Here is a 23,986-nt window from a genome sequence, read left to right on the forward strand (position 1 = left end):
GCGCTTGCTTATTCTATAGAAAAATAATAAAAAGTGTCACTAAACCTTTCTTCCCCACATGACATGAAGCGTATACTAGGAATATTGTCCCGAAAATAAGAATAAAGATTGACAATCACACATCCTCATAATACGATACTTTACAGAATAAAAAGAATTTTCTTTTTTTCTTTTTTGTCGCGAAACAAAAACCGAGTTTTATATTATAGAACAACAACCTCCTTGTTTATACATATTCTCCAAGCGTGAACTCTGATTTTTTGTAATTTTGGAAGCGCTGCCAATTACGGCGTTTTATATAACAAGGGGGGAAAAGGTATGGAAGCAAAAATGGAAACAAAGCAAGAAAAGCCATTGAATATTGGCCGGAAATTTCGATGGACCGTCGTCATCTGGTTATTGATTGGGGGAATAATCAACTATCTAGATCGGGCTAACCTCTCCATCGCAGCTCCCGAAATGATGAAGGATCTCGGACTAAGCGTTACCGAAATCGGGTTATTGGGAACCTTTTTTTCTTGGAGTTATGCATTAATGCAGCTTCCTTCCGGCTGGCTGATTGATCGGTTCGGGACCAAAAAGGTGTATACAATTGCTCTGATTTGGTGGAGCGGTGCGACCATTTTAACCGGAGCCGTTCATAAAATGAGTTCATTTATTGCTGCACGGATTTTACTTGGAGTGGGAGAAGCACCGTGTTTTCCGACGATGGCTAAGATCACTTCGTATTGGTTTCCAAAAAAAGAACGAGGTTTGGCAACTGGAATTTGGGATTCTTCGTCCAAATGGGGACCAGCCATTGCACCGCCAATTCTCGTTTTCATCATGGTGACTTTTGGGTGGAGAGCGCTGTTTTATATAACGGGTGTGATCGGCATCATCTTTGCGATCGGTTTTGTTATTTTTTATAAAAATCCTGAAAAAAGCCAAAAACTTTCCAAGGAGGAATTTGATTACATTAAGTCGGAAGGCGGTGGAGTGGAGCAAGGCATTCAATCATCAAAAATAAAATGGGGTTCGTTATTTAAATATCGAAGCGTGTGGGGGATGATTCTGGGCTTCTTCTGTACCATTTGGATCTGGAATATTTTCCTTGTCTTCCTTCCCCTTTATTTGTTTGATGTTCATCATGTTTCACTTAAAGAAATGGGTATATATGCTGGTATTCCTTGGCTTGGCGGAATCTTTGGCAATATTTTCGGAGGATATCTTACTAAAAAATGGGTGGACAAGGGAATTACTACACCTATTAAAGCAAAGCGTGCCTTAATCAGTGTATGTGCCATCTCGGCCGCTATCGTTGTATGTGCAGTTCCACTTGTCAAAGGGCTCGCCATCACCTTAACATTACTGACCCTTGCTCTTTGTTTTATTTCTGCCATTACAGGCAGTGCGTGGGCACTTGCCGGTGACATTGCTCCTCCTTCCATGGTTGCTTCCGTAGGTGCAATTCAGAATTTTGGCGGTTATTTTGGCGGAGCCTTTTCCCCTGTTGTGGCAGGCATGATAGTGGATGCAACTGGTTCGTACTCTCTCGCCTTTATATCTGGCGGGTTAATCGCCGGATGCGCCGCAATCTGTTATTGGTTCATTGTAAAACATCCTATTCAAGAATAGGGTAACCGAGGAGGACATAAATTGATGCCAAAAGTGTATATAGCAAGACCGGTACCGCCCGAGGTAGAGGCATTTATTTCGAAGTATTGCCAGTATGAAAAATGGAACGGCCCTGAACCAATCACCAGAAGCCAGCTGTTAAAGGAAATTTCCGATGTGGAGGGACTGCTCATCACCGGAGAAAAAATAGATGATGAATTACTGGACCATGCACCATGTCTAAAGACTGTCAGCAATATCTCGGTAGGCTACAACAACTTTGATCTAGAGGCAATGAAAAAGAGAAGCATAATCGGTACAAATACACCTGATGTTCTCAATGAAACCGTGGCTGATTTAGCTTTAGCTTTAATGCTCTCCACCGCCCGGCGTATTCCGGAACTGGACAAGCTTGTAAAGGATGGCAAGTGGGGGAAAAAAGGCGATGAACCCCTCTTTGGCGTTGATGTTCATGGAAAAACATTGGGCATCATCGGTATGGGGAGAATTGGTGAATCTATTGCAAGACGATGCAAATTCGGTTTTAACATGGAAGTTTTGTATTATAATCGGCGAAGAAAATCCGAAGTGGAGGAAACGCTCAGTACAACCTACTCCTCTTTAGAGCACCTTTTACGGGAATCCGATTTCGTCCTTTTAATGGTCCCTTATACTCCGGAGACAAGGCATCTTTTGGGACGGGAGCAATTCGCACTGATGAAAAAATCCGCGATCTTCATCAATACATCCCGCGGTCAGACGGTGGACGAAAAGGCCCTCATTGAAGCACTGCAAAATAAGGAAATCCTTGCAGCCGGTTTGGATGTATTTGAACAGGAACCCGTATCGCCTGACAATCCGCTTTTAGCCATGCCGAACGTGGTTACCCTGCCGCATATAGGTTCAGCTACTTATCAAACACGATTTGACATGGCCATGCTTGCGGCGAAGAACCTCGTTGCAGCGGTTTCCGGAAGGGAGGTAAGCAATGTTGTCCCTGAATTGAAAGGGCTTCAGTCACTAAATAGTGAAAAATCATTAACACATAGAAAATATTAGGTTGTCCAAGACAATTTACAGGAATCGTTGATATTTTAACACTCATACCATTCATAAACTTAGATGAGGTAGATAGTTTTTTATTAAATGAAGGACATAAAAGAAAATTCGATAAAATTTGGCATCCATTCATTTTGGATGCTTTTTAAATGGGGAGAATAAATGTGTTCAAATTGACCCTGAATATTTTGTTCTACGGCACAATTCCTACCAACAAAATAAGACGTAGAAGCCTTGACCACGATAGCGTTTCAAAAGGAGGGATGATTATGTTTACAATTATCTAATAATTTATTGGGATATTACAAAGATAGTTCACGGGTCCAAGAAAAGAATACGAGGTGATTAAGTAAGAGAAATAGGCTGCATGAACTACATAGTGACTATTAAAAATAATTCTGAAATAACTCCCAGTGTAGTTGTAATGATTTCAAGATTATTAGTAGAACTAGACATAATCTAAATAATTTGGTTCTTTTTCACTTCTTAAGTAAATTCAACAGTTTATCTAGTTCCTGGCTTTTATATAATGTTGTTGGGGCTGTAAAACCATAAATCATTCCTGTAGATATTAACTCTTTCCTCAATATCTCAATTTTTTCATTTAATTCTTCCATACTCTCCAATGCAGAATCCCTCAAGTACTTTCATTTTTTATTATGAAACCATTATTACATAAATTAGGATGCTTTTAAATAAAAAGTGAGTGATTACTCATAAAATATTGGAGCATTCGTTAGTTTGATTCCGGACCTTGCTTTTATTCTACTAATTCGCAGACTTCATTAGACTTACTTAAACAGATTATAAGTTTATTAAAGATTTTTCATTGTAAAAATAACCCATGGCAGTTATTTGTAACGATTAAATAAATGATTCATGAAGAAAAAATAGGCCGAAAGACTGTCTTTATATGGAAAAGTTTGTAGGACTATGTAAATGTATGAGTGAATCAGATCTTTTTTAATGTTTAAAGAGATCCATAAGTCCTGCATGAAAATCCCTAATTGGAAATTTGTTGATTTACATTTATTCATATACCTTTAAAAGGGCCATACTATACTTGAACCAGATTCAAATAATAGGAGGGAAAGATCAATGAATAATGAAAGAGCAATGGATGATTTAATTAAGAATTGGAGCGAATTAGGTAAGAACATGGACCGCCGAAACTTTATCCAGGGAGCAAGTAAGCTTGCCGGACTTTCATTAGGTCTTGCCCTTGCCCAATCAATGGGTGGCATTGAAGTGAATGCTGCCCCGAAATTCAGTGATTATCCATTTACTCTCGGTGTAGCTTCAGGTGATCCGCTTTCTGACAGTGTAGTTTTATGGACAAGGTTGGCACCTGATCCGTTGAATGGCGGAGGAATGCCAAAAGAAGCCATTTCCGTTAAATGGGAAGTGGCAAAGGATGAGAATTTCAGAAAGATTGTCCAGCAAGGCAAGGAAATAGCCAGGCCGGAACTTGGCCACTCCGTTCATGTGGAAGTAAGCGGGTTAAAACCTGATAAGGTCTATTTTTACCGTTTTAAAAGCGGAGGGGAAGTAAGTCAGACTGGGAAAACGAAAACACTTCCGCCAATAGGTTCAAGTGTATCGAGCTTGTCATTCGCGTTTGTTTCATGCCAGCAATTTGAGCATGGTTATTATACGGCCTATAAACATTTGGCAAAAGAAGATTTGGATATTGTCTTTCACCTTGGCGATTATATATATGAATATGGACCAAATGAATATGTTTCTTCTTCAGGTAATGTACGTGTACATAGTGGTCCAGAAATCATCACGCTTGAGGATTATCGTAATAGGTACGCACAATACCGCTCTGATACCCATTTAAAAGCGGCACACGCAGCTTTCCCATGGGTCGTGACTTGGGATGATCATGAAGTTGAAAACAATTATGCAAATGTCATCCCGGAAAAAGGACAATCCGTAGAAGCATTCATCAAGAGAAGGGCCGCCGCCTATCAAGCTTACTATGAGCATATGCCCCTTCGTAAATCATCTTTGCCCAAGGGAGCGGATATGCGGTTATACAGAAATTTCACATATGGCGATCTGGCCTCTTTCTTTGTATTGGACTCCCGTCAATACCGGGATGATCAGGCAAACGGCGATGGAAGTTCCCCGCAAACGCCTGAGTCACTTGATCCGAAACGGACATTGCTAGGTCCAGAGCAGGAACAGTGGTTAACTGACAATCTATCAAGATCAAATACGAAGTGGAACGTTTTGCCTCAGCAGATTTTCTTTGCACAAAGGAATTATGGAACACCAACCGCTCCCAAATTCAGCATGGATTCCTGGGATGGATACCCGGCTGCTCGCGATCGTTTAATTGATGTAATCAAAAGAAACAATCTGGAAAATCTGGTCGTGTTGACGGGTGATGTACATGCAAGCTGGGCAGCCAACCTAAAGGCGGATTTCGATGATCCAAATTCAAAGATATTCGGTGTGGAGTTTGTCGGAACCTCCATCACATCTGGTGGAAATGGAGCGGATAAGCGTGCAGATACGGATAAAATACTAAGTCAGAATCCACATATAAAGTTCTTTAATGATTACCGGGGATATGTCCGTTGCAAAGTAACCCCAGAACAATGGAAGGCGGATTACCGAGTAGTCCCATTCGTGACAGAACCAGGTGCGGACATTTCGACAAGAGCATCCTTTGTTTTTGATAAGGATCAAACAGGGCTGCGAAAGGTTGCATCAGCAGCAGTTATGGAAGGTGTACAAAAAACGAACGAAGTCGAGGAAGATCGGACACGTGCCCATAATCGCGCACATGAAAAACAAAGAATGAAAAAGCAAGGGAAAATGATTAATTGATAGCGAACGATAATGATGCTTGATAAGAATATAGCGAAGAAAAATGAGAAAATCAGAGGAGTGAATAAGGATGCTTTCAAATATAGGAATACCAGGTTTGGTGATTGTCCTCGTAATTGCACTGATTATTTTTGGACCGTCTAAGCTGCCGGAAATCGGCCGTGCCTTTGGCCGGACATTGTCCGAATTCAAAAGTGCAACAAAAGGATTGGTGAATGATTCAGAAAAAGAGGATGAAAACGAGAATAAAGCCGCATTAAGAGCTGTAAAAAAAGAAGGGTGAAGTAAATGAAATATAGCGGGCGGAAAGACTCGCCTGCTTCTTTTCATGAAAAGAGTTCGAGGGGAAGTGCTATTTGCAATCGTGCAAGAAATATCTAAAAAGGAGGAGTGAAGGTGGAAAGTAAGGATTTACAAGTTATTGAACATATGGAAGAGCTCCGAAGCAGAATCATTAAAACGCTGATAGGTTTTCTGGCTTTTTTCATAGTGAGTTTCATATTCGTACAGGATATTTATGAACTGCTCATTAAGGATTTGGATGGAAAGCTTGCTGTGCTCGGACCAAGTGAGATCCTATGGGTATACATGATTATCGCTGCGGTTTGTGCAATAGCTGCAACGATTCCGCTAGCAGCCTATCAGTTATGGCGTTTTGTGGCTCCAGCGCTGAAACCGGAAGAGAGAAGAGTTACATTTCGGTTCATACCCGGACTCTTCATTCTATTCATCACAGGTATCTCATTTGGATATTTTGTGTTGTTTCCAATCGTGCTGGGTTTCCTCACTTCCCTATCGGCCGGGCAGTTCGAGATGATGTTCACAGCGGAAAAGTATTTTCGGTTCATGATTAATTTGATCTTACCTTTCGGGGTTTTATTCGAGATGCCGCTTGTGGTCATGTTCCTGACCAGATTAGGCATCATCAATCCAACAGTGTTGAAAAAGTCTCGTAAGATTTCTTATTTCGTCCTGGTTGTCATCTCGGTCCTGATTACGCCTCCAGATATAATTTCGGACATTTTGGTCATCGTCCCTTTGCTTGTGCTTTATGAAGTGAGTGTACAGCTGTCCAATATGGTTTACCGAAAGAGGCTAATGAAAGATGAGGCAGCCTTACCTGTTACATGAAATGGTATCCACAACCTAAGAAACATTTCTTGGGAAATAGTCATTGAACACTAAAAAGTTGAGGGGCATATCCCTCAACTTTTTTATTGCGCAATAATAATTGATGGAAATAATTTGATCATTTATCCTTTTTTTATCATAGCTTCAGACTTTATATTTGGAGTGGATTTAAGTTTTTTGTTATTACCAATCCACCAAACCGATATTGCGCTTACTAAACCAGCAAAAGCGACATACAAGCTTAGTAAAATGGGAGATCCATTATTATAACCTAATAATGCAGTGGCAATGATAGGAGTCAAACCACTTGCGAAAATCCCTGAAAATTGATATACGAAAGACATCCCAGTGTATCTGACAGGAGCATCGAATAGCTCTGCAAATAAAGCAGCCTCAGGCCCATAAACAGATGAATAAAAGATTCCCAGAGGGATGATGAGAGCCAACCAGATTACAAGGGTGCTGCCATTACTGTTCGACATTATCCAAAAAGCAGGTAGTGCAGAAAGTCCTGTTACAAGACTACCAATTAAATAGGTTCGAGTTCTTCCAAGCCGGTCAGATACATGACCGAAGATAGGAATGAAAAAGCACATGACAAATGCTGCTGCGGACACACCGAGTAATGCCTCGGTACGTGATAGATCAAGGGAGTTGGTTAAATAGGTAATTGAAAATACACCCATAACATTAAAGAACACGCCGTCTATATATCTTGCACCCATGCCAGCCAGTACATTACCAGTATTATTTTTCCACATGTCCTTTATAGGCATGTTAGATTCTATGTTATTTTCCTTCACTTTCTTAAACTCAGGCGATTCAGAAACATTAAGTCGAATCCATAAACCAAGGAATATCAATATGGAACTAAGCGCAAAAGCTGTTCGCCATCCCCATGACATGAACTGACTGTCAGATAAAGTAGAAGAAAGTACTCCCACAACCCCAGATGCCAAAAGCAAGCCTATTGATAGTCCAATTTGAGGCAAACTTGCATATAGCCCCCTTTTTTTTATGGGTGCATGTTCAAAAGTCATTAGTACAGCACCGCCCCATTCACCGCCAAGGCCAATCCCTTGCAATATTCTTAAGATAAGCAAGCAGATAGGAGCCCAGATGCCAATTTGGTTGTAAGTGGGTATAAGGGCAATTAATACAGTACTCCCGCCCATAATGCCTAAACTGGTTATCAACATGCTTTTCCGACCGATTTTGTCTCCGAAATGACCAAAAATTAATCCTCCCACCGGTCGGGCTATGAACCCCACAGCAAAGGTGGCATAGGCTAACAAAGTGGATACGATCGGATCATCAGTAGGAAAGTATAGCTTATTGAATACAATTCCAGCGACTACACCGTAAAGGAAAAAGTCATACCACTCAATCGTTGAACCAATGAGACTAGCCCCCACCACACGTGAGAGTGTTTTACCCTTTTTTATTTCCATCTCTTTTCCTCCCTAATATTGATAAATTCATAAAAATGGTAGAAATATGAAGAGGGGAACAATAAAGTATTCAATTATATTTCCATAAATATTAATTTGAGTGGGGGACAATATGATCGATATATTTACTAGTTCCTGATAACCCTAATAGTGGATTTGGAATTGTTTTCAATATGCTTTCTTAAGCAGTAAGTTTTATTTGTGAATGTATTTATTTAGATCAACTTTTGGGCACTTCAATTAAAGTTAAAACTTTCAGGTTAGCCGGATAGTATGCGCTTTCATTTTTTGTATTACTTAATTTTTATTTTTGATACAGTTTGTGAATTTCGGCTAGATAGTTTCTCAGCTAATAAGTGAAAAACATTCTGTATGTCCTGCTCAGTCGGAACTTTTCTATTGGTCGCTATTCCATTACCTGAAAGGGCATCAGAAACTAATGCTGGAATTTCGGCAATTAACTTTTGGGTGTCTATATATTTAAGTCCGTCATTCCAAACTCCGAACTTTTCATTATATTCTTCTAGTGCAGAAATAGGAAATGATGTAAGTTTTTCTTCATTAAGAGAAGGGGAGGCGCCAAGTGCCAGTGCAATTTCCGCCAATTGTTCTTGGCAGGAATCTAGGCTGAATTCAATAACGAAGGGCATCAGCAATGCTACGCTTAGTCCATGTGGAATGTGGAACCTCGCTCCTAACGCTCTTCCTGTTGCATGGGCCAAATTTGTGGAGGCATTTGAAAAAGCGATGCCTGCATAACAGCTAGCCAACATCATTTCTCTTCTAGAATCGATATTTGAACCATCCTCAAAAACATTTGGTAGTGATTTTTCGATTAGTTTAATAGCTTCAAGAGAGAATAATTTGGTCATGACGGTTGCCCTATTCGAAAGAAGGGCTTCAATAGCATGTGAAAGAGCATCGAGTCCTGTATAGACCGTAAAATTGGGGGGGAGGCTTAAAGTTAATTCCGGATCTAAAATTGCCACATCTGGAACTAGGTCCGGGTGACTTGGATTCATTTTTATATTCGTAACAAAATCCGTGATAACCATAATTTTAGTAACTTCAGATCCGGTTCCAGAAGTTGTAGGAACTGCAAAAAGAGGGAGCCGATCTAGTTTTTTGTAATTAGGTATGCCATTCCATTCAGTATCCATTGATTTACCGAAAACAGATAATGCCTTTGCTAAGTCGATGGCACTGCCTCCGCCTATGCCAAGTACACAGTCTCCCTGAAAATCATTGAAATGCGTTAATGCGTCTTCCACATGTTTGGTAGACGGTTCTCCAGAAAAATTTGTGAAAAGTTTAAATTCTATGCCGCTTTTCATTAAGATAAGGCTTATCTTTTCATGGAGATTCAAAGGAGGTCTAGCCAAGAAAGAGTCCATGAGAATGAAAACTTTTCTCCCTCCTTTTGAACTAATTAGTTTCCCTAAATAATGAATGGCACCATTTTCAACCAATATATTCCGAGGTAAATCAAGTATAGCCATTTTATCACCCTTTTCTAAGATTTGTTAAAGAATGTCACTAATAAAATACTAATGCAAGAAACATGCCGAACTTGGAATATTGGGTTAATTGTACAAAAATGGTGTTCCATAAAAAATAATGGTGTTGAATTGTCACCATCCTGGTAATAAAATGACTACAAAAGGAGGCGAATAATAATGAGGATTAATGAACTTCTAGAAAAGGTACAACAATTAGAGGCAACCAATAAACTAATGCGTACAATCATTGACTTTTCCTCTGACGGACTTTATGTGGTGGATGAAGATGGAATCACTATAGAAGTTAATAAGGCATATGAAGAAATGACAGGAATAAATCGTAATGAAGTTATAGGGAAAGATATTAGAGATTTAGTAATATTGGAGTATTTTGATGAATCAGCTGCGTATATGGCATTACAGTCTAAGAACACTACCACTATCATGCAAAAAATCAATAAATGTAAATATTTTGTAGCAACGGCTACGCCTGTCTTCGATAATTCAAAGAAAAAGGTAAAAATGATAGTTACGAGTGTAAGAGATATAACTTATTTGAATCATTTACAAAGTCAAACAAGAAAAATGGAACTTGATAAAGAAATTGACGCAAAACAAAGCATGAACCATCCGCTAATTATTTTTCAAAGTCAGCAAATGCAGACATTAATAGAAAAGGCAAAAAAAATTGCTGCATTTCCAACATCTGTACTCATTACAGGTGACTCTGGGACAGGTAAAGAAGTGTTGGCTAATTACATTCATCAGTTCAGCAGACAAAAAGATTCTCCTTTCATTAAGGTGAATTGTGCATCCATCCCATCTGAATTATTTGAATCGGAATTATTCGGATACGCTGATGGAGCATTTACGGGAGCTAAAAAAGGTGGAAAGGCTGGCTTTTTTGAAAAAGCGAATTTTGGTACCATTCTATTAGATGAAATTGGAGAACTTCCATTGTTGATGCAAGCCAAATTACTTCGAGTTCTTCAAGATCAAGCTATTACCCGTATAGGTGATACAAGGTCAATTCCTCTAAACTTTCGTTTAATTTGTTCGACCAATAAAGACCTAAGGGAACTTATTAATAAAAAGCAATTCAGAGAAGATTTATGGTATCGGATTAATGTAGTCCATCTAGATATACCACCGTTATTAAAGCGGAAAACTGATATTTTACCTTTAATTGACTATTACCTCAAGAAGCTTTGTGAGCAGTTCGGGTTAATAAAAAAAATAATGCCTGAAACAATAAAGCTTATGGAAAGTTACCAATGGCCAGGAAATGTTCGTGAGCTGAAAAATATATTAGAGTATTTGGTGGTATCAACATCAGTACCTTCCATATTGCCTAGGGACCTGCCCGAACATATTAGGGATAATTGGAAATTAGAAAGCGATACTGAATATGAGAATAATATATCCCCCCCTAGTCATCTTAATTTAAAGGATGCAATGAATCAATTTGAAGCTCAGATAATCTTAAATGCCCTAAAATCCTCACCAAGCATTCGAAAAGCAGCTTTTAAACTCGAAATTGACCATGCAAATCTAATTAGAAGAATGAAACGCCTTGGGATTCAGTATTGAAGCACTAAATTATATAAAAATATTGCCCATAGAGGATTTGCACCCAAAGTCATTACCTCTGGTTAAATTTTATACCCCTTCAAGAGAATTCTGGATATTTATGGAGGAAGCGCAACTTTCCTAGATAATCATGTTTCTGCAATTTATATTCCCCTTTAAATCACACACAAAATTTTAAAAAACGACCACTATCATAAGATAATTTCCAACATGTAAAAGGTAATTGGACATTCCAATGGAAACATAAGAATGTGATTGTAAAGTTATCGAAAGGTGAAAGGTCCGAAATAATTGGAGTAAGCGATGGATGTGTATCTTATGGTTCAAGTATAAATATATATTTAGGGGGGAAAAAGCATTATCAAAATATCGAACGGGATGGTGAGAAGTTTATGAAGGATATAGTGAAAATTATCGCAGGAAACATTTCCATGACCTTTGCCTATGCTTATTTAATCGTTCCCAATGAAATTATCAATGGCGGGGTAACTAGCTCGGCATTATTATTGAATGCATTATCGGGTTATAACATTGCCTTGCTAGCCAATTTCGTTACAGGTTTACTGTTAATCATCTGTTTAGTTTTTCTAGGGAAAGAGTATTTTTTTAAGTCGATCGTAAGTTCGCTAAGCTATATGGCTTTTTTTAATTTTTTTTATTCATGGAAGATTAATTTCGATATGAATATCGCGTTAGTGATTATCATTTCGTCAATTTTGATAGCGATAGGATATTATTTATGTATAACAGCAAATGCCTCCACTGTTGGCTTTGACGTGATCGCCTTAATTTTACATCATAAAAATGAAAAAATAGATATTGCAGCGACAATAAGGATTATCAATCTTATCGTACTGATATTGGGCCTTCTTGTTTACGGTTATACATCGATCATTAAGGGAATTGCATTTACATTGCTTTTTTCATACCTTCTAAAGATAATGCTGGATAGGAAGCAGAATACCGTTAAATTAGCAACCGAAAGTGTGTTAGATGAATCCTCCAAGGTGAAAGAAGTAAAATGAAAAGTATTAGAGGTTTGCAGTATTAATGGGAACCTTTTTATTTGAAAATTTTCATTTTGTTATCTAAATATTCTGATTTTTAAATTGACTTTAAAAAAATCAGAGTGTATTATACACATAGTAAGTGGTCCTAACATCATGACGTAGTGATGTTATATCCGCTTCGAATGTCAAAATAGCCTTAAGGAAGGGGGAATAATGATATAGAATCTTAAGTTCATAGCGCCATCTCCTGTGTTGTTTTTAAAATGCCATGTTTCCAAGTTCCCACTATCTTTGTGAAAATGTAAAGGACAGGCAGTTAAAAAAGCCTTGTTATTACATGCAAGTAGCGATTATTTTAGTTGATTCCCCAAAATATTGAAAGTTGGTGGAGGGTATGAAACATCAACAGGAAGAACTGAAACCAGGCCTGAAACAAAGACATTTAACGATGATATCCTTAAGTGGTGTCATAGGCGCTGGTTTATTCGTAGGAAGTGGTATCATTATTGGTCAAACGGGCCCCGGGGCGATATTATCATATGTTTTGGCAGGCTTGATCGTTGTTCTAGTCATGAGGATGCTTGGGGAAATGGCCACAGTGAATCCCAATACTGGATCTTTTGCCGTTTATGCAAGAGAGGGGATTGGTGAATGGGCCGGTTTTACAACAGGTTGGTTATATTGGTTCTTTTGGGTTATCGTCATTGCTTTGGAAGCAACAGCGGGGGCTGCAATCATACACAGCTGGCTTCCTTCCGTTCCTGTCTGGGTCATAAGTCTATCTTTGATTATCTTATTGAAACTGACGAATATTTTTTCCGTAAAATCGTTTGGTGAGTTCGAATACTGGTTTTCAATCATTAAAATAATCAGTATCATCCTATTTTTGTGCCTGGGTGTGGCAGTGATATTAGGGTTAATCCCAACGATAAAACCACCTGGTGCTTCCAATCTTCTGAATTTTGGCGGTTTTATTCCGAACGGGTTAAGTTCTGTACTAGTTGGCGTCGCAATTGTATTTCATGCATTTGTTGGAGTGGAGATTCCAGCGATTGCCGCGGGTGAGACGAGTGATCCGGTTAAGTCGGTTAGAAGTGCATTGAATAGTGTGGTATGGCGAATCCTGATTTTTTATATTGGTTCCATCGCTATTCTAGTGACGCTATTACCTTGGAATTCGGCTTCTTTGCTGAAAAGTCCATTTGTTGCCGTACTTGAAATGATGGGAATCCCTTCTGCTGCCCTGATCATGAATATAGTGATTCTCATTGCACTGCTTTCCTGTTTGAATTCGGGGTTATATACGAGTTCACGCATGTTATTTTCACTTGCACAAAAGGGTGATGCTCCAAAGTTATTTTCAAAAGTGAGCAAGAACGGTGTCCCTATATTGGCTGTAGTCGGCTCTACATTATTTGCCTTTATCAGCACCATTTTCAGTTATGTCTCACCTGATAAAATCTTTTTCTTTTTAGTGAATTCCTCGGGTGGAGTCGGAATTCTGGTTTATCTGGCCATTGCGGTTTCCCATCTCAGATTAAGGAAGAGAATGGAGAAAGAAAATCCCGGAATTTTCAAAATCAAAATGTGGTTATTCCCTTATTTGACTTATGTAACCATATTTTCCATGATTTCAGTGTTGATATTAATGGCATTTATCGATTCGCAACGTCCACAGTTTATCTTTACCATGCTATTTAGCTTGATCGTTATCTGTTCATTCTTTATCCTTCGGAGAAAAAAGGCGAAGTATATCGAGAATGAATTAAATATTGTTCCTGGTTCCCCTAATTCTGAAAAATTATAGCTTTTGCTTTATACCATTTTAAGGAAATGTTCGTTTACTTCTATGGAACTCCTCAGACAAAATTCTTCAATCACTAAACAGCTAGAATATGATTCCCATAGAAAAAGAGAGTTGTGCCAACAGGTGCTTGGCGCCATCTGTCTTTTAAATCATGAAGGAGGGATTATGTTGAATGGTTTCCGTGTAATGACTAGTGGGGTTATCCTTGGAGCCATGTTGCTGTCAGGCTGCAGCAATTCAAGTGAACCGGACGAGGCTCAACAAGAAAAAAGTCCAGTCTTGAATGAAAATCCGGATGCAAATACGGGTGAAACCCCAAATGCAGAGGTTATTAAAAAAGGTGTCGGCGATGTGATTCAATCCATAAAGGGATTGGAATCAGAAATAAGTACGGAGGCGGATTCAGGGAAAATTCAAGAAATGGGAAAAGAGATCAGTTCTACATGGGATTCGATAGAAAAGCAAGTGGAAGATGAATACCCCGATTGGTATGAACGGATTGAGAAAAACCTTTACCCATTAATTGGGGAATCCGGGAATGCGGATAAGGACCTTGAAAAAATGAAACGTCTCTCTGAGGCGACTAAAGAAGATTTACAGTTATTTTTGGAAAAAGTGAAATGAATTCTCTTTATACCCAGGTCATCACCAGTGGGGTATTTACGGGTTTAGCAAGTTTGGTGATTTAAAGGAGGTAAGGATAAGGAGGGGAACATAGGTTGGAAAGTGCAAAAGAATGTAAAGAGGTTCAGGCAGTGATCTTTGATTGGGCAGGAACGACGGTGGATTATGGATGTTTTGCGCCGGTCCAAGCATTTGTCGAGATATTCAGGATAAGGGGAATAGAAATTACGATTAAGGAAGCAAGGGAACCTATGGGTTTATTGAAAATGGATCATATTATGGAACTCCTGAAAATGAAACGAATCTCCAATTTATGGATTGCCAAATTTGGGAAAGAACCGGACGAAAGAGATCTAAAATCATTGTATAGGGACTTTGAGGATTTGCTTTTTAAGGTTCTCAAGGAAAACGCCAAGCCAATACCAGGCGTAATTGAATTAGTCAGACGTTTAAGGCAGCAAGGAATAAAAATCGGTTCGACGACAGGCTATACTCGGGAAATGATTGATGTTGTTAAACAAGAGGCGGAAAAATGGGGCTATCAACCAGATTCCATTGTTGCGTCTAACGAGGTGCCTGCAGGAAGGCCTGCCCCTTGGATGTGCTTTAAGACGGCGATGAATCTCGAAGTGTATCCACTCAGCAAAATCGTTAAAGTCGGCGATACGATCAGTGACATCAAGGAAGGCATTTCTGCGGGAATGTGGACTGTTGCCGTATTGAAAGGCGGCAGTGAAATCGGCCTTTCAGAATCGGAAATCAACGAAATGGACCCATATGAACGGCAAAAACGGATGAAACATGCAGAAAATCGTTTTTGGAATGCAGGAGCTGATTTCGTAATTGATGAAATAGGTGATTTATTGGAAATCATCGATCGGATCAACTACAGATTGACAGAAAAAAAGGATATATTTATTGGTTAAGGAAGATTCAAATACATGAGTTAATGACTATGATGATTAAAATTTTAAAATAAATTCAAAATATTCAATTTATTCATTGACTGTTTCATCCAATGATAGTAATATACATCTTATAACTGGTACGGACGTCGCAACGTCATTATCAGAAATAACTATAATTAAGGAGAATGTGCTATGGTCGAAACAAAAATGTTAAGAGGAACGAAAGTTAAAATGACACCAAGTGAAGCCATCGTTGAGACATTAGTGGCCGAGGGAGTTAAACATATCTCGGGAATTCTGGGATCTGCTTTCATGGATATGCTTGATTTATTGCCAACTGCAGGCATCCGTTTCATTGGGGTCCGCCATGAACAAAGTGCAGCACATATGGAAGATGCCTATTGTCGTGTCTCTGGTGTTGCAGGAGTTGTCATCGGGCAAAACGGACCTGGAATGACGAATATGGTCACCTCTGTTGCAGCGGCCAATCAAGCTCATACTCCAATGGTGGTCATATCACCTTCTGCTGGTACACCAACGGTTGGCTGGGATGGATTCCAAGAATGTGATCAGGTTTCCATCTTCAAGGCCATCACTAAGGAAACGGTTAGAGTAACACACCCAGGTCGGGTCGCTGATTGCCTTAGGACAGCATTTCGGATTGCCTATGCCGAAAGGGGACCGGTTTTATTCGATATCCCCCGTGATTACTTCTATGGTGAAGTGGAAGATCAAATACTTCAACCACATCAATATCGCGTAGATGAACGGGGCTGCGGATCTTCTGCATCTTTGGATAGAGCGGCAGAAATTTTAGCTAAGGCTGAGTATCCTGTCATTATTTCCGGTAGGGGAACGGTTGATTCAGATGGCATCGAGGAAATTAAGAATATTGCAGAATATTTAACAGCACCGGTGGCTGTCTCCTATATGCATAATGATGCCTTTCCTGCAGATCATCCATTGTCAGTCGGCCCAATCGGTTACATGGGATCAAAGGCAGCCATGAATACACTAAAGAAAGCGGATGTCATATTGGCGGTCGGTACAAGGTTATCGGTTTTTGGAACGTTACCATGCTATGACATTGATTATTTCCCTAAAGATGCACAAATCATCCAAATAGATATTAATCCAAGGCAAATAGCGAGGACACATCCTGTGGAAGTGGGGATCATCGGAGATGCCCGTGAAGCGAGCCATGAAATCTTGAAACGGTTGAAGGCCAGTAATCCTAACCTAAAACAAGAAAAAAAGCGGATGGTCGAAGTAACGAATGAAAAACAAAAATGGGAAGAAGAATTGGTGAATCTTGCGATGATCGATGGAACCCCGATCAATCCGCGTCGAGCCCTTTTGGAATTGACTAAAGTATTGCCTGAAAATGCTATCGTTACAACAGATATTGGTAATGTATCGTCAACTGCAAACGCTTACTTAAAATTCAATCAGAGCCGCAGGCATATCGCTGCGCTTACATTCGGGAACACGGGATTTGCTTACCCATCTGCACTTGGTGCCAAGTTAGCTGAACCTAACACGCCTGTTTTAGCCATTGTTGGAGATGGCGCGTGGGGCATGAGCTTACATGAAGTGAGTACGGCCGTTGAAGAAAACATTCCGGTCATAGCATGTGTGTTCAATAATAATGCATGGTGTGCAGAGAAAAAGAATCAGGTTGATTTCTATAATAATCGTTTTGTAGGGGCGGATATCCAAAATCCTGATTTCGCGGAAGTTGCCCGATCAATGGGTGCTGTTGGTATTAGAGTGGAAAAACCTGAGGAGTTAGGCGCAGTCATTGAAGAAGCAATAAAATCAAATAAACCGACGGTCATTGATATACAAGTGGATGGAACACAATTAGCTCCACCATTTAGAAAAGATGCTCTAAAAATGCCTACTAGATTATTAGAAAAATATTCTCATTTAGATCATAAAAACTGGGATAAATAATGGTGTGAAAAGGTGATATGGCAGGTGCGATGACTTGAAAATTTTGGTCATCGCACCATCACCAATTCGCTCTAAAAAGGTCTGTAACAGCATGGGAACTTAACTTAATTGTGTTCAATGAATAATAAGGGGGTTTCAATTGTGAAGATGGAAACTGAAACGAAAGACCTTGTTCAAATGGATAAAGACCATTTATGGCATGCGATGCATCGCTATAATGAGAAGGATGCTCCCATGATGGCTACAGAAGGATCCGGCTCATGGTTCACGGATACTAAAGGTGATAAATATCTAGATGGGGTTTCCGGTTTATGGTGCTTGAACCTGGGTCACGGGCGAAAAGAGATTGCGCAGGCAGCCTATGAACAAATGATTAACTTATCTTATTTCCCTTTGACGTTAAGTCATAAGCCGGCAATCGAATTATCTGCAAAAATAAGTGAACATTTAAAGGGCTCCTATACAACGTTTTTTACGAACAGCGGCTCTGAGGCGAATGAGACAGCTTTTAAAATAGCCAGGCAATATCATTCCCAAAATGGCAATCAGGGTAAATACAAATTCATCTCTAGGTACAGAGCTTATCATGGCAATACTTTTGGCGCGCTAAGCGCAACTGCACAGGCAAATCGGAGAGTGAAATATGATCCTGCGGTTCCAGGTTTCCTGCATGTGCCACCGCCGTACAGTTATCGGAGTCCGTTTGGGGAAAACGTTGAAAATTCCGATTTGCTTGCAGCTGAATATATCGATCAGGTCATTAACTTTGAAGGGGCTGAAACGGTAGCTGGTGTTATTCTTGAACCATCCATCTCTGGTGGCGGGGTCCTTATTCCTTCCAAAGAATACTTAACAAGGGTTTCGGAAATCTGTAAGAAGCATGATGTTCTTTTAATTGTGGATGAAGTGGTTTCAGGTTTTGGAAGAACCGGAAAAATGTTTGGGTTCATGCACTCCGATGGGGTTCAGCCTGATATTGTTACAATGGCAAAGGGTTTGACCAGCGGTTATCTTCCCCTTGGAGCAACGGCGGTGAATTCCAGGATTTACGAGAAATTCAAAGAGAACGGAAATTTAAATCATTTCAGGCATGTGTCAACATATGGAGGCCACCCTGCATCTTGCGCTGTTGCGCTAAAGAACATTGAAATCTTGGAAAATGAAAAAATCGTTCAACGTGTATCTGAGCTTAGTGAATCGACACTAAGTGAGCTCTTTGAACTGACAGCCCTGGATAAGGTAGGGGAAGTTCGGGGAGTTGGGTTTTTATATGGCATTGAATTAGTGGAAGATAAAAAGACAAAAACTCCTGTTTCCGATGCGTTCATGGGTAAAATAATCGGGGCTTGCAAGGAAAAGGGTCTTATCATCGGCCGTAATGGTGATACAGTTCCTGGATATGGAAATGTATTGATCATTGCACCGCCTTTATCTTCGACCGTTGAAGATTTACGCTTTGTCATAGAAACGGTTAAATCCGTTTTATATGAATTATGCTAATAAAAATAGATGATTGAGCTTTAGGGACTATATATAGACGAAAAGTGAAGATGGGCATGACATGTCTAACCGTTATGACATCCATGTCCATTTTTTCATGGTGGGTCTAACAGGGGGAAAACAGGAGAATCCGAAGTAGGAGGAAATATGCAATCACAACATAGGTTATTGGTGGTTCTTGCACATCCCGATGATGAGTCATTCCTGTGTGGCGGCACCATTGCCAAAATGTCTGAGCGAGGTGTTCATATTACATTACTTTGTGCGACAAAAGGCGAAATGGGCAGGCGTATGGGAAATCCCATCATTACAACAAGGGAGGCATTGCCTGAACTAAGGGTAGAGGAGTTAAAAAGAGCTTGTGAAGAATTGGGGATAAGCGACCTGCGATTTTTAAACGTAAGGGATAAAACGATTGAATTTGAAAGCTTCGATTTATTGGCTGAGAGAATCGTAAAGGTGATTCGTGAAGTTCAACCGGGTGCACTAGTAACATTCCACGGAAAATATGGGGGGCATCCAGACCATTGTGCGATAGGCCGTGCTGCCGAATTTGCTTTTCTAAAATCCGGTGATCCCGATTATTATCCAGATTCAGTATTTCCAGCTTTTAAGGTTCATAGTCTATTCTTTGTCCTTTGGCATGCTTTTTATGATGAATGGATAAAAGAAAACGGGATGAGCAGTATCACAAGAGTGAATATTGCAGGGACTTTACAGAAAAAAATCCGTGCCTTAAGATCCCATCGTTCCCAGACCCTGGCCGTATCTGAATTGTGGGGGAATCAAAATCCAAGCTTGCCATATTTAAAGAATTCCGAGTGTTTTATTAAAGGGAATTCACCTACCAATATAGAAGAAACCGATTTTTTTCAAACGATTGAAAGGTTGGGATGATCCGTAATTTGGGCTTTAGTTTATCTGGAAAGGGGGAAGGAATATATGGAATTAGAAAAATATGAGCCACTGGAAGAAACACCGCAAGAACAGAAAAAGTTGCTTCAAAACAGGGTGGTTTTGTGGCTGAGCGGTATCGCTTTCACCTTTTTTATTGCCCTCTTAGGCTTGGGGCTGTCCAAGATTGCAGGATTCAATCGAATCGGTCCACTTGCTTGCTCGATCATCATTGCCGTGATTTATCGTCAAATTGCGGGATATCCAGAAAAGTTCCGGACGGGAATAGAATTTTCCGCAAAAAAACTTTTGCGTTTTGCCATTATTTTATACGGGTTGAAATTGAATATCGATGTGATTTTCAATCAGGGTCTGCCATTGTTGGTACGTGACATAGGAACAGTGACTTTTGCAATAGTCGTGATGGTCCTGATTGCAAAGTGGTTTAAGGCAGATGCCTCCATTTCCCTTCTTCTTGCTGTAGGAACCGGAATATGCGGTGCAGCAGCCATCGCGGCAATATCTCCTATCGTGAAAGCGAAGGAAGAAGATACAGCCATAGGTGTCGGGATAATCGCGTTAATGGGAACACTTTTCTCCATTGTTTATACACTTTTACGTCCGGTCCTTCCGCTATCTGCTTTGGATTATGGAATTTGGTCTGGGATCAGTCTTCATGAAATCGCCCATGTTGCCTTGGCGGGAGCACCGGCGGGTGAAGATGCGCTAGCGATTGCACTTCTTGCAAAATTGGGCCGTGTCTTTTTACTTATCCCATTATGTTTCATTTTTATGTATTGGATGAAAAAACGCACAACCGGGAAAATGGGCCATGATGCCAAAATTGATTTTCCATGGTTCCTCGTTGGTTTTATAATCATGAGTCTAATAGGAAGTTATGTGTTTGGAACGTATATCACGGTGACTCCTCTCGTAATGGATGGTATTTCCAAAACGACTACATTTATATTGACAATGGCCATGATCGGTCTTGGACTGAATGTTAGCCTGCAGGCACTGCGGACAAAAGCCATGCGTCCTCTTTTAGCCATGACCATTACTTCTTTGCTGCTCTCGATAATCTCGTACTTTATCGTTTAATAGATAAGATTTACTATTTTTCCCCATTAAATATGCCTGAAACGTGATAAAGGTTGCATATAGGATAAACCCTGAATACATAAATCTATTCAGGTTTTTTTCATCTGAAGAAACGTTTTATTGGAAAAGAAGGAGTGGAAAAAAGGTAGAATCCTAATTTAAGGAAAAATCAACCGTCGGCATGTTTGAATATTATAATTATTTGGTTTACAATATAAGAACTGATACGAACATTATGATGTCTTTTTCTGTTTGGAGGAAATTTTATGGAGTTAGACTTTAAAAATCCAATCCCTTTACATGCTCAATTGAAAACCATATTGGAAAATCAGATTTTGGAAGGTTATTATAAAGATAAAATCCCGAGTGAAAGGGAACTCATGGATATGTATTCTGTCAGCAGGAGCACTGTACGGGAAGCCGTATCCATCCTGGTTCGTGAGGGGATATTGGAAAAAAGGCATGGGAAGGGAACGTTCGTTTCCCTTAAACCTGTACAAGAATGGCTTAAGATGATAAGTTTTACGGAAACCACTAAAAGCATGGGCATTGAACTACTTGATCATGGCCGTGTAATGACACCTGAAAATATAGCTGATGCAAATGGGTTTGATGATGAATCTTACCATATTAAAAGGCTGCGGTTGCAGGGGGATGTCCCAATAGCCATAGAATTGCATTATTATTCTTTGGACCTAGGAAAAAAATTGACGAAATTCGATTTAAGTACAACCGTATTGTATGATGCACTCGAAGGTGATCTAAACATTGACTTTTGTGAAGCGGAACAAATCATAACCTGCGGCTTCCCAACAAAAGAAGATGCAGAACATTTAGGAATAGCCGAAACGATGTGCTTGCTGATTACAGAACGAATGATTTTTGATTCTGATGGTAACTTAGTAGAATATTATAAAGGGTTATTCCGATCGGATATGTACTCATTCGCAATGAAAATGTCTCGGAAGAATTGATTTTGCACATAAAGTGACCTAAGCCTTTCTAAGAAGCAGAGAGGCTTAGGTCATTTTCGCTTCTAATATCATTGAGTTAGTCGATTATTTTGAACCGTATTAAAACGCCATTCAAAACTTTCTATTAAAACCCGATTAGCTATAATATGATTTACCACCGGGTTCAACGTAGTTTTAGGGTAGAAAAATGGCTGATTTAGTTGAGACAATATATAAAGTAAATCTATAATATTCAACGTACACATTGATTGGACTTTATGAAAGGATTGGCTGTTTCATGAAATAACCGCTTCTTCAGTCTTTCAAGACAAATCGTTCCCCCAGGCGCTCCAAGTCAAATCCTTAAATGCCTATTTATGCATACTCGTACAAAAAACGATTCGAAAACAAAGGTAGTCAATAAGGTTGCACACAATGAAAAGTAGACCAGAACTTCGTTGCAGCGACTGACCTCTCCAGACATGCCAAGCGACACATAACAACCACAAAGAAAATTACCACGAATGGGCTGTTTAGAGATAAAAATAAAGAAATGATCCAGGTGAAAAAAGCTGAAATATGGACTATATGGGTGAAAGGAGTAATTTCCTTGAAAGAGCAATCAAATAATAAAAACAATGCTTCAATTAGTGAAAATAGCATAGGCTGGTGGAAATCAATTATAGAATCAATCAATGATGGTGTTTTAGTGATTGATCATAATGGGTATGTAAGGATGATCAATCCTGAATATACACGTATTACAGGTGTTACTGCTGAAATCATAGGGAAGCCACTGGTAAAATATCGGCCCGGAGCGCAACTTACAAAAACACTAAAAGATTGTCAATGTCGTGTTGGAGTTTACCGAAAGACAAAAGACCGAGAATATGTGGTTGATATGGCTCCAATTATTCTCAATGAACAGGTTGTTGGCGCTGTGTCCGTCTGCAAAAGTTTAACTGAAGTTCATAAATTGTCAATTGAACTTCAAAAACAAAACGAGAAAGTCCGGCAGCTTAAAAAGCAGATGAATTCGCTTTATCAAGTAAAATACACTTTTGATGACATCATTGGAAAAGATGGCGGGTTGAAGGACGTTGTGTATGTGGCAAAACGGGTTTCCGATTCCAACTTTCCAATTTTAATTATCGGCGAGAGCGGGACAGGAAAAGAATTATTCGCACAGGCTATTCATCATAAAAGCCATCGTGGTAATAAGCCTTTTATTCCAGTTAATTGTGCGTCTATTCCACCTTCTTTATTAGAAAGTGAGTTATTCGGTTATGGAGATGGGGCCTTTACCAATGCAAAAAAAGGCGGTAAAATCGGCTTATTTGAAATGGCAGACCAGGGTACGCTCTTTTTGGATGAAATTGGTGATATGTCATATGATCTTCAGGCTAAGTTACTCAGGGTGTTACAAGAAAGTAAGATCAGAAGAGTAGGAGAAACAGAAGAGCGAAATATTGATGTCAGGATTATTGCCGCTACACACCGTGATCTACAACAGCTTGTAAATAAAAATCATTTTCGCGGAGATTTGTTTTATAGACTTAATGTTATAGGCTTAAAGATAGCACCTCTTCGAGAACGAAGAGAGGATATCCCTGAACTGGTTCAATCATTGCTTTGTTCGTCATTAACTCCATCAGCTAAGGAGGGTTCTATGTATACTATTGACGAACAAACTTTAGAATTTTTACGGGCATATGAATGGCCTGGCAATGTTCGAGAATTGAGAAATGTGATCGACTATGCAACTTGTATGGCAGAAGGTATGGAGATAAAGATCCAACACCTACCTGATGTATTGATGAAGCTCGAATTGAATCGCTTAGATTCTACTCTAAAACCAAACGGTCAAACACTAAAGGACATAACGGAAGAAGCAGAATCAAAATTCATCCAAGAAATTTTGGGGCAGTTTGGAAATGATATGGAAGGAAGAAAAAAAACCGCAAATTCTCTAGGGGTGTCTTTGGCCACCTTATATAATAAAATGAAAAAATACTGTATTATTTAAAGTGATTTCTAAAAAGTTAGAATAATATCCATCGAATTCT

Annotated in this window: 19 protein-coding genes; 16 read left to right on the plus strand and 3 right to left on the minus strand. The window is 39.5% G+C overall.

The features are described 5' to 3' along the window. The first annotated feature begins 318 nt into the window (after positions 1–318). Both JNUCC41_RS19560 and JNUCC41_RS19565 read left to right on the plus strand, forming a co-directional pair. Positions 319–1,617 (plus strand): MFS transporter, encoded by a 1,299-nt coding sequence (locus JNUCC41_RS19560; protein ID WP_192204429.1) that lies wholly within the window; start codon positions 319–321, stop codon positions 1,615–1,617. A 21-nt stretch (positions 1,618–1,638) separates the two neighbouring features. Beyond that, positions 1,639–2,655, plus strand: coding sequence for a 2-hydroxyacid dehydrogenase (locus JNUCC41_RS19565; protein WP_192204430.1), 1,017 nt, complete (start codon positions 1,639–1,641; stop codon positions 2,653–2,655). A gap of 479 nt (positions 2,656–3,134) precedes the next feature. Here the strand turns inward: JNUCC41_RS19565 and JNUCC41_RS19570 are convergent, their stop codons facing one another. Next, positions 3,135–3,272, minus strand: coding sequence for an aspartyl-phosphate phosphatase Spo0E family protein (locus JNUCC41_RS19570; RefSeq protein ID WP_192204431.1), 138 nt, complete (start codon positions 3,270–3,272; stop codon positions 3,135–3,137). 481 nt (positions 3,273–3,753) lie between these two features. On the opposite strand from JNUCC41_RS19570, the gene JNUCC41_RS19575 reads away from it, so the two are divergent. From JNUCC41_RS19575 to tatC, 3 genes are all read left to right on the plus strand, one after another. Beyond that, on the plus strand, positions 3,754–5,496 hold the full coding sequence (locus JNUCC41_RS19575; RefSeq protein WP_192204432.1) for an alkaline phosphatase D family protein: 1,743 nt from the start codon (positions 3,754–3,756) through the stop codon (positions 5,494–5,496). A gap of 70 nt (positions 5,497–5,566) precedes the next feature. Then, the gene (locus tag JNUCC41_RS19580; RefSeq protein ID WP_063233420.1) at positions 5,567–5,779 is read left to right on the plus strand and encodes a twin-arginine translocase TatA/TatE family subunit; all 213 of its coding nucleotides are present in this window, start codon (positions 5,567–5,569) and stop codon (positions 5,777–5,779) included. Positions 5,780–5,925: 146 nt separating this feature from the next. Continuing rightward, positions 5,926–6,627, plus strand: a complete 702-nt coding sequence (gene tatC / locus JNUCC41_RS19585; RefSeq protein ID WP_370662584.1) for a twin-arginine translocase subunit TatC — start codon at positions 5,926–5,928, stop codon at positions 6,625–6,627. Positions 6,628–6,749: 122 nt separating this feature from the next. Here the strand turns inward: tatC and JNUCC41_RS19590 are convergent, their stop codons facing one another. Then, positions 6,750–8,078: an MFS transporter gene (locus tag JNUCC41_RS19590; protein WP_192204434.1), complete on the minus strand. Its 1,329-nt coding sequence runs from the start codon at positions 8,076–8,078 to the stop codon at positions 6,750–6,752. Positions 8,079–8,371: 293 nt separating this feature from the next. Then, positions 8,372–9,577, minus strand: a complete 1,206-nt coding sequence (locus tag JNUCC41_RS19595) for an iron-containing alcohol dehydrogenase (protein WP_192204435.1) — start codon at positions 9,575–9,577, stop codon at positions 8,372–8,374. Positions 9,578–9,754: 177 nt separating this feature from the next. On the opposite strand from JNUCC41_RS19595, the gene JNUCC41_RS19600 reads away from it, so the two are divergent. The 11 genes from JNUCC41_RS19600 (at position 9,755) to JNUCC41_RS19650 (ending at position 23,946) form a co-directional block, all read left to right on the plus strand. Beyond that, the gene (locus JNUCC41_RS19600) at positions 9,755–11,167 is read left to right on the plus strand and encodes a sigma-54 interaction domain-containing protein (RefSeq protein ID WP_192204436.1); all 1,413 of its coding nucleotides are present in this window, start codon (positions 9,755–9,757) and stop codon (positions 11,165–11,167) included. A gap of 392 nt (positions 11,168–11,559) precedes the next feature. After that, positions 11,560–12,192: a YitT family protein gene (locus JNUCC41_RS19605; protein ID WP_192204437.1), complete on the plus strand. Its 633-nt coding sequence runs from the start codon at positions 11,560–11,562 to the stop codon at positions 12,190–12,192. 379 nt (positions 12,193–12,571) lie between these two features. Continuing rightward, positions 12,572–13,984, plus strand: a complete 1,413-nt coding sequence (locus JNUCC41_RS19610) for an amino acid permease (RefSeq protein WP_192204438.1) — start codon at positions 12,572–12,574, stop codon at positions 13,982–13,984. Between the two features lie 168 nt (positions 13,985–14,152). Further along, the gene (locus JNUCC41_RS19615) at positions 14,153–14,608 is read left to right on the plus strand and encodes a hypothetical protein (RefSeq protein ID WP_192204439.1); all 456 of its coding nucleotides are present in this window, start codon (positions 14,153–14,155) and stop codon (positions 14,606–14,608) included. 95 nt (positions 14,609–14,703) lie between these two features. After that, positions 14,704–15,534 (plus strand): phosphonoacetaldehyde hydrolase, encoded by an 831-nt coding sequence (gene phnX / locus JNUCC41_RS19620; RefSeq protein ID WP_192204440.1) that lies wholly within the window; start codon positions 14,704–14,706, stop codon positions 15,532–15,534. Between the two features lie 174 nt (positions 15,535–15,708). Further along, positions 15,709–17,472: a sulfoacetaldehyde acetyltransferase gene (xsc, locus tag JNUCC41_RS19625; protein WP_192204441.1), complete on the plus strand. Its 1,764-nt coding sequence runs from the start codon at positions 15,709–15,711 to the stop codon at positions 17,470–17,472. Positions 17,473–17,619: 147 nt separating this feature from the next. Next, positions 17,620–18,972: an aminotransferase gene (locus tag JNUCC41_RS19630; protein ID WP_192208238.1), complete on the plus strand. Its 1,353-nt coding sequence runs from the start codon at positions 17,620–17,622 to the stop codon at positions 18,970–18,972. Positions 18,973–19,119: 147 nt separating this feature from the next. After that, the gene (locus JNUCC41_RS19635) at positions 19,120–19,869 is read left to right on the plus strand and encodes a PIG-L family deacetylase (protein WP_192204442.1); all 750 of its coding nucleotides are present in this window, start codon (positions 19,120–19,122) and stop codon (positions 19,867–19,869) included. Positions 19,870–19,914: 45 nt separating this feature from the next. Then, positions 19,915–20,967, plus strand: a complete 1,053-nt coding sequence (locus tag JNUCC41_RS19640; protein WP_192204443.1) for a YeiH family protein — start codon at positions 19,915–19,917, stop codon at positions 20,965–20,967. A gap of 266 nt (positions 20,968–21,233) precedes the next feature. Further along, positions 21,234–21,941: a GntR family transcriptional regulator gene (locus JNUCC41_RS19645; protein WP_192204444.1), complete on the plus strand. Its 708-nt coding sequence runs from the start codon at positions 21,234–21,236 to the stop codon at positions 21,939–21,941. Between the two features lie 589 nt (positions 21,942–22,530). Next, positions 22,531–23,946, plus strand: a complete 1,416-nt coding sequence (locus JNUCC41_RS19650; protein ID WP_228467380.1) for a sigma-54 interaction domain-containing protein — start codon at positions 22,531–22,533, stop codon at positions 23,944–23,946. The last annotated feature ends 40 nt before the right edge of the window (positions 23,947–23,986 follow it).

Source organism: Brevibacillus sp. JNUCC-41, assembly GCF_014844095.1.
Taxonomy (GTDB): Bacteria; Bacillota; Bacilli; order Bacillales; family DSM-1321; genus Peribacillus; species Peribacillus aracenensis.

Coding starts and splice junctions, on each gene's coding strand:
- JNUCC41_RS19560 (WP_192204429.1), top strand. CDS start 319: ATGGAAGCAAAAATGGAAACAAAGCAAGAAAAGCCATTGAATATTGGC.
- JNUCC41_RS19570 (WP_192204431.1), bottom strand. CDS start 3,272: ATGGAAGAATTAAATGAAAAAATTGAGATATTGAGGAAAGAGTTAATA.
- JNUCC41_RS19575 (WP_192204432.1), top strand. CDS start 3,754: ATGAATAATGAAAGAGCAATGGATGATTTAATTAAGAATTGGAGCGAA.
- JNUCC41_RS19580 (WP_063233420.1), top strand. CDS start 5,567: ATGCTTTCAAATATAGGAATACCAGGTTTGGTGATTGTCCTCGTAATT.
- tatC (WP_370662584.1), top strand. CDS start 5,926: ATGGAAGAGCTCCGAAGCAGAATCATTAAAACGCTGATAGGTTTTCTG.
- JNUCC41_RS19590 (WP_192204434.1), bottom strand. CDS start 8,078: ATGGAAATAAAAAAGGGTAAAACACTCTCACGTGTGGTGGGGGCTAGT.
- JNUCC41_RS19595 (WP_192204435.1), bottom strand. CDS start 9,577: ATGGCTATACTTGATTTACCTCGGAATATATTGGTTGAAAATGGTGCC.
- JNUCC41_RS19600 (WP_192204436.1), top strand. CDS start 9,755: ATGAGGATTAATGAACTTCTAGAAAAGGTACAACAATTAGAGGCAACC.
- JNUCC41_RS19605 (WP_192204437.1), top strand. CDS start 11,560: ATGAAGGATATAGTGAAAATTATCGCAGGAAACATTTCCATGACCTTT.
- JNUCC41_RS19610 (WP_192204438.1), top strand. CDS start 12,572: ATGAAACATCAACAGGAAGAACTGAAACCAGGCCTGAAACAAAGACAT.
- xsc (WP_192204441.1), top strand. CDS start 15,709: ATGGTCGAAACAAAAATGTTAAGAGGAACGAAAGTTAAAATGACACCA.
- JNUCC41_RS19630 (WP_192208238.1), top strand. CDS start 17,620: ATGGAAACTGAAACGAAAGACCTTGTTCAAATGGATAAAGACCATTTA.
- JNUCC41_RS19635 (WP_192204442.1), top strand. CDS start 19,120: ATGCAATCACAACATAGGTTATTGGTGGTTCTTGCACATCCCGATGAT.
- JNUCC41_RS19640 (WP_192204443.1), top strand. CDS start 19,915: ATGGAATTAGAAAAATATGAGCCACTGGAAGAAACACCGCAAGAACAG.
- JNUCC41_RS19645 (WP_192204444.1), top strand. CDS start 21,234: ATGGAGTTAGACTTTAAAAATCCAATCCCTTTACATGCTCAATTGAAA.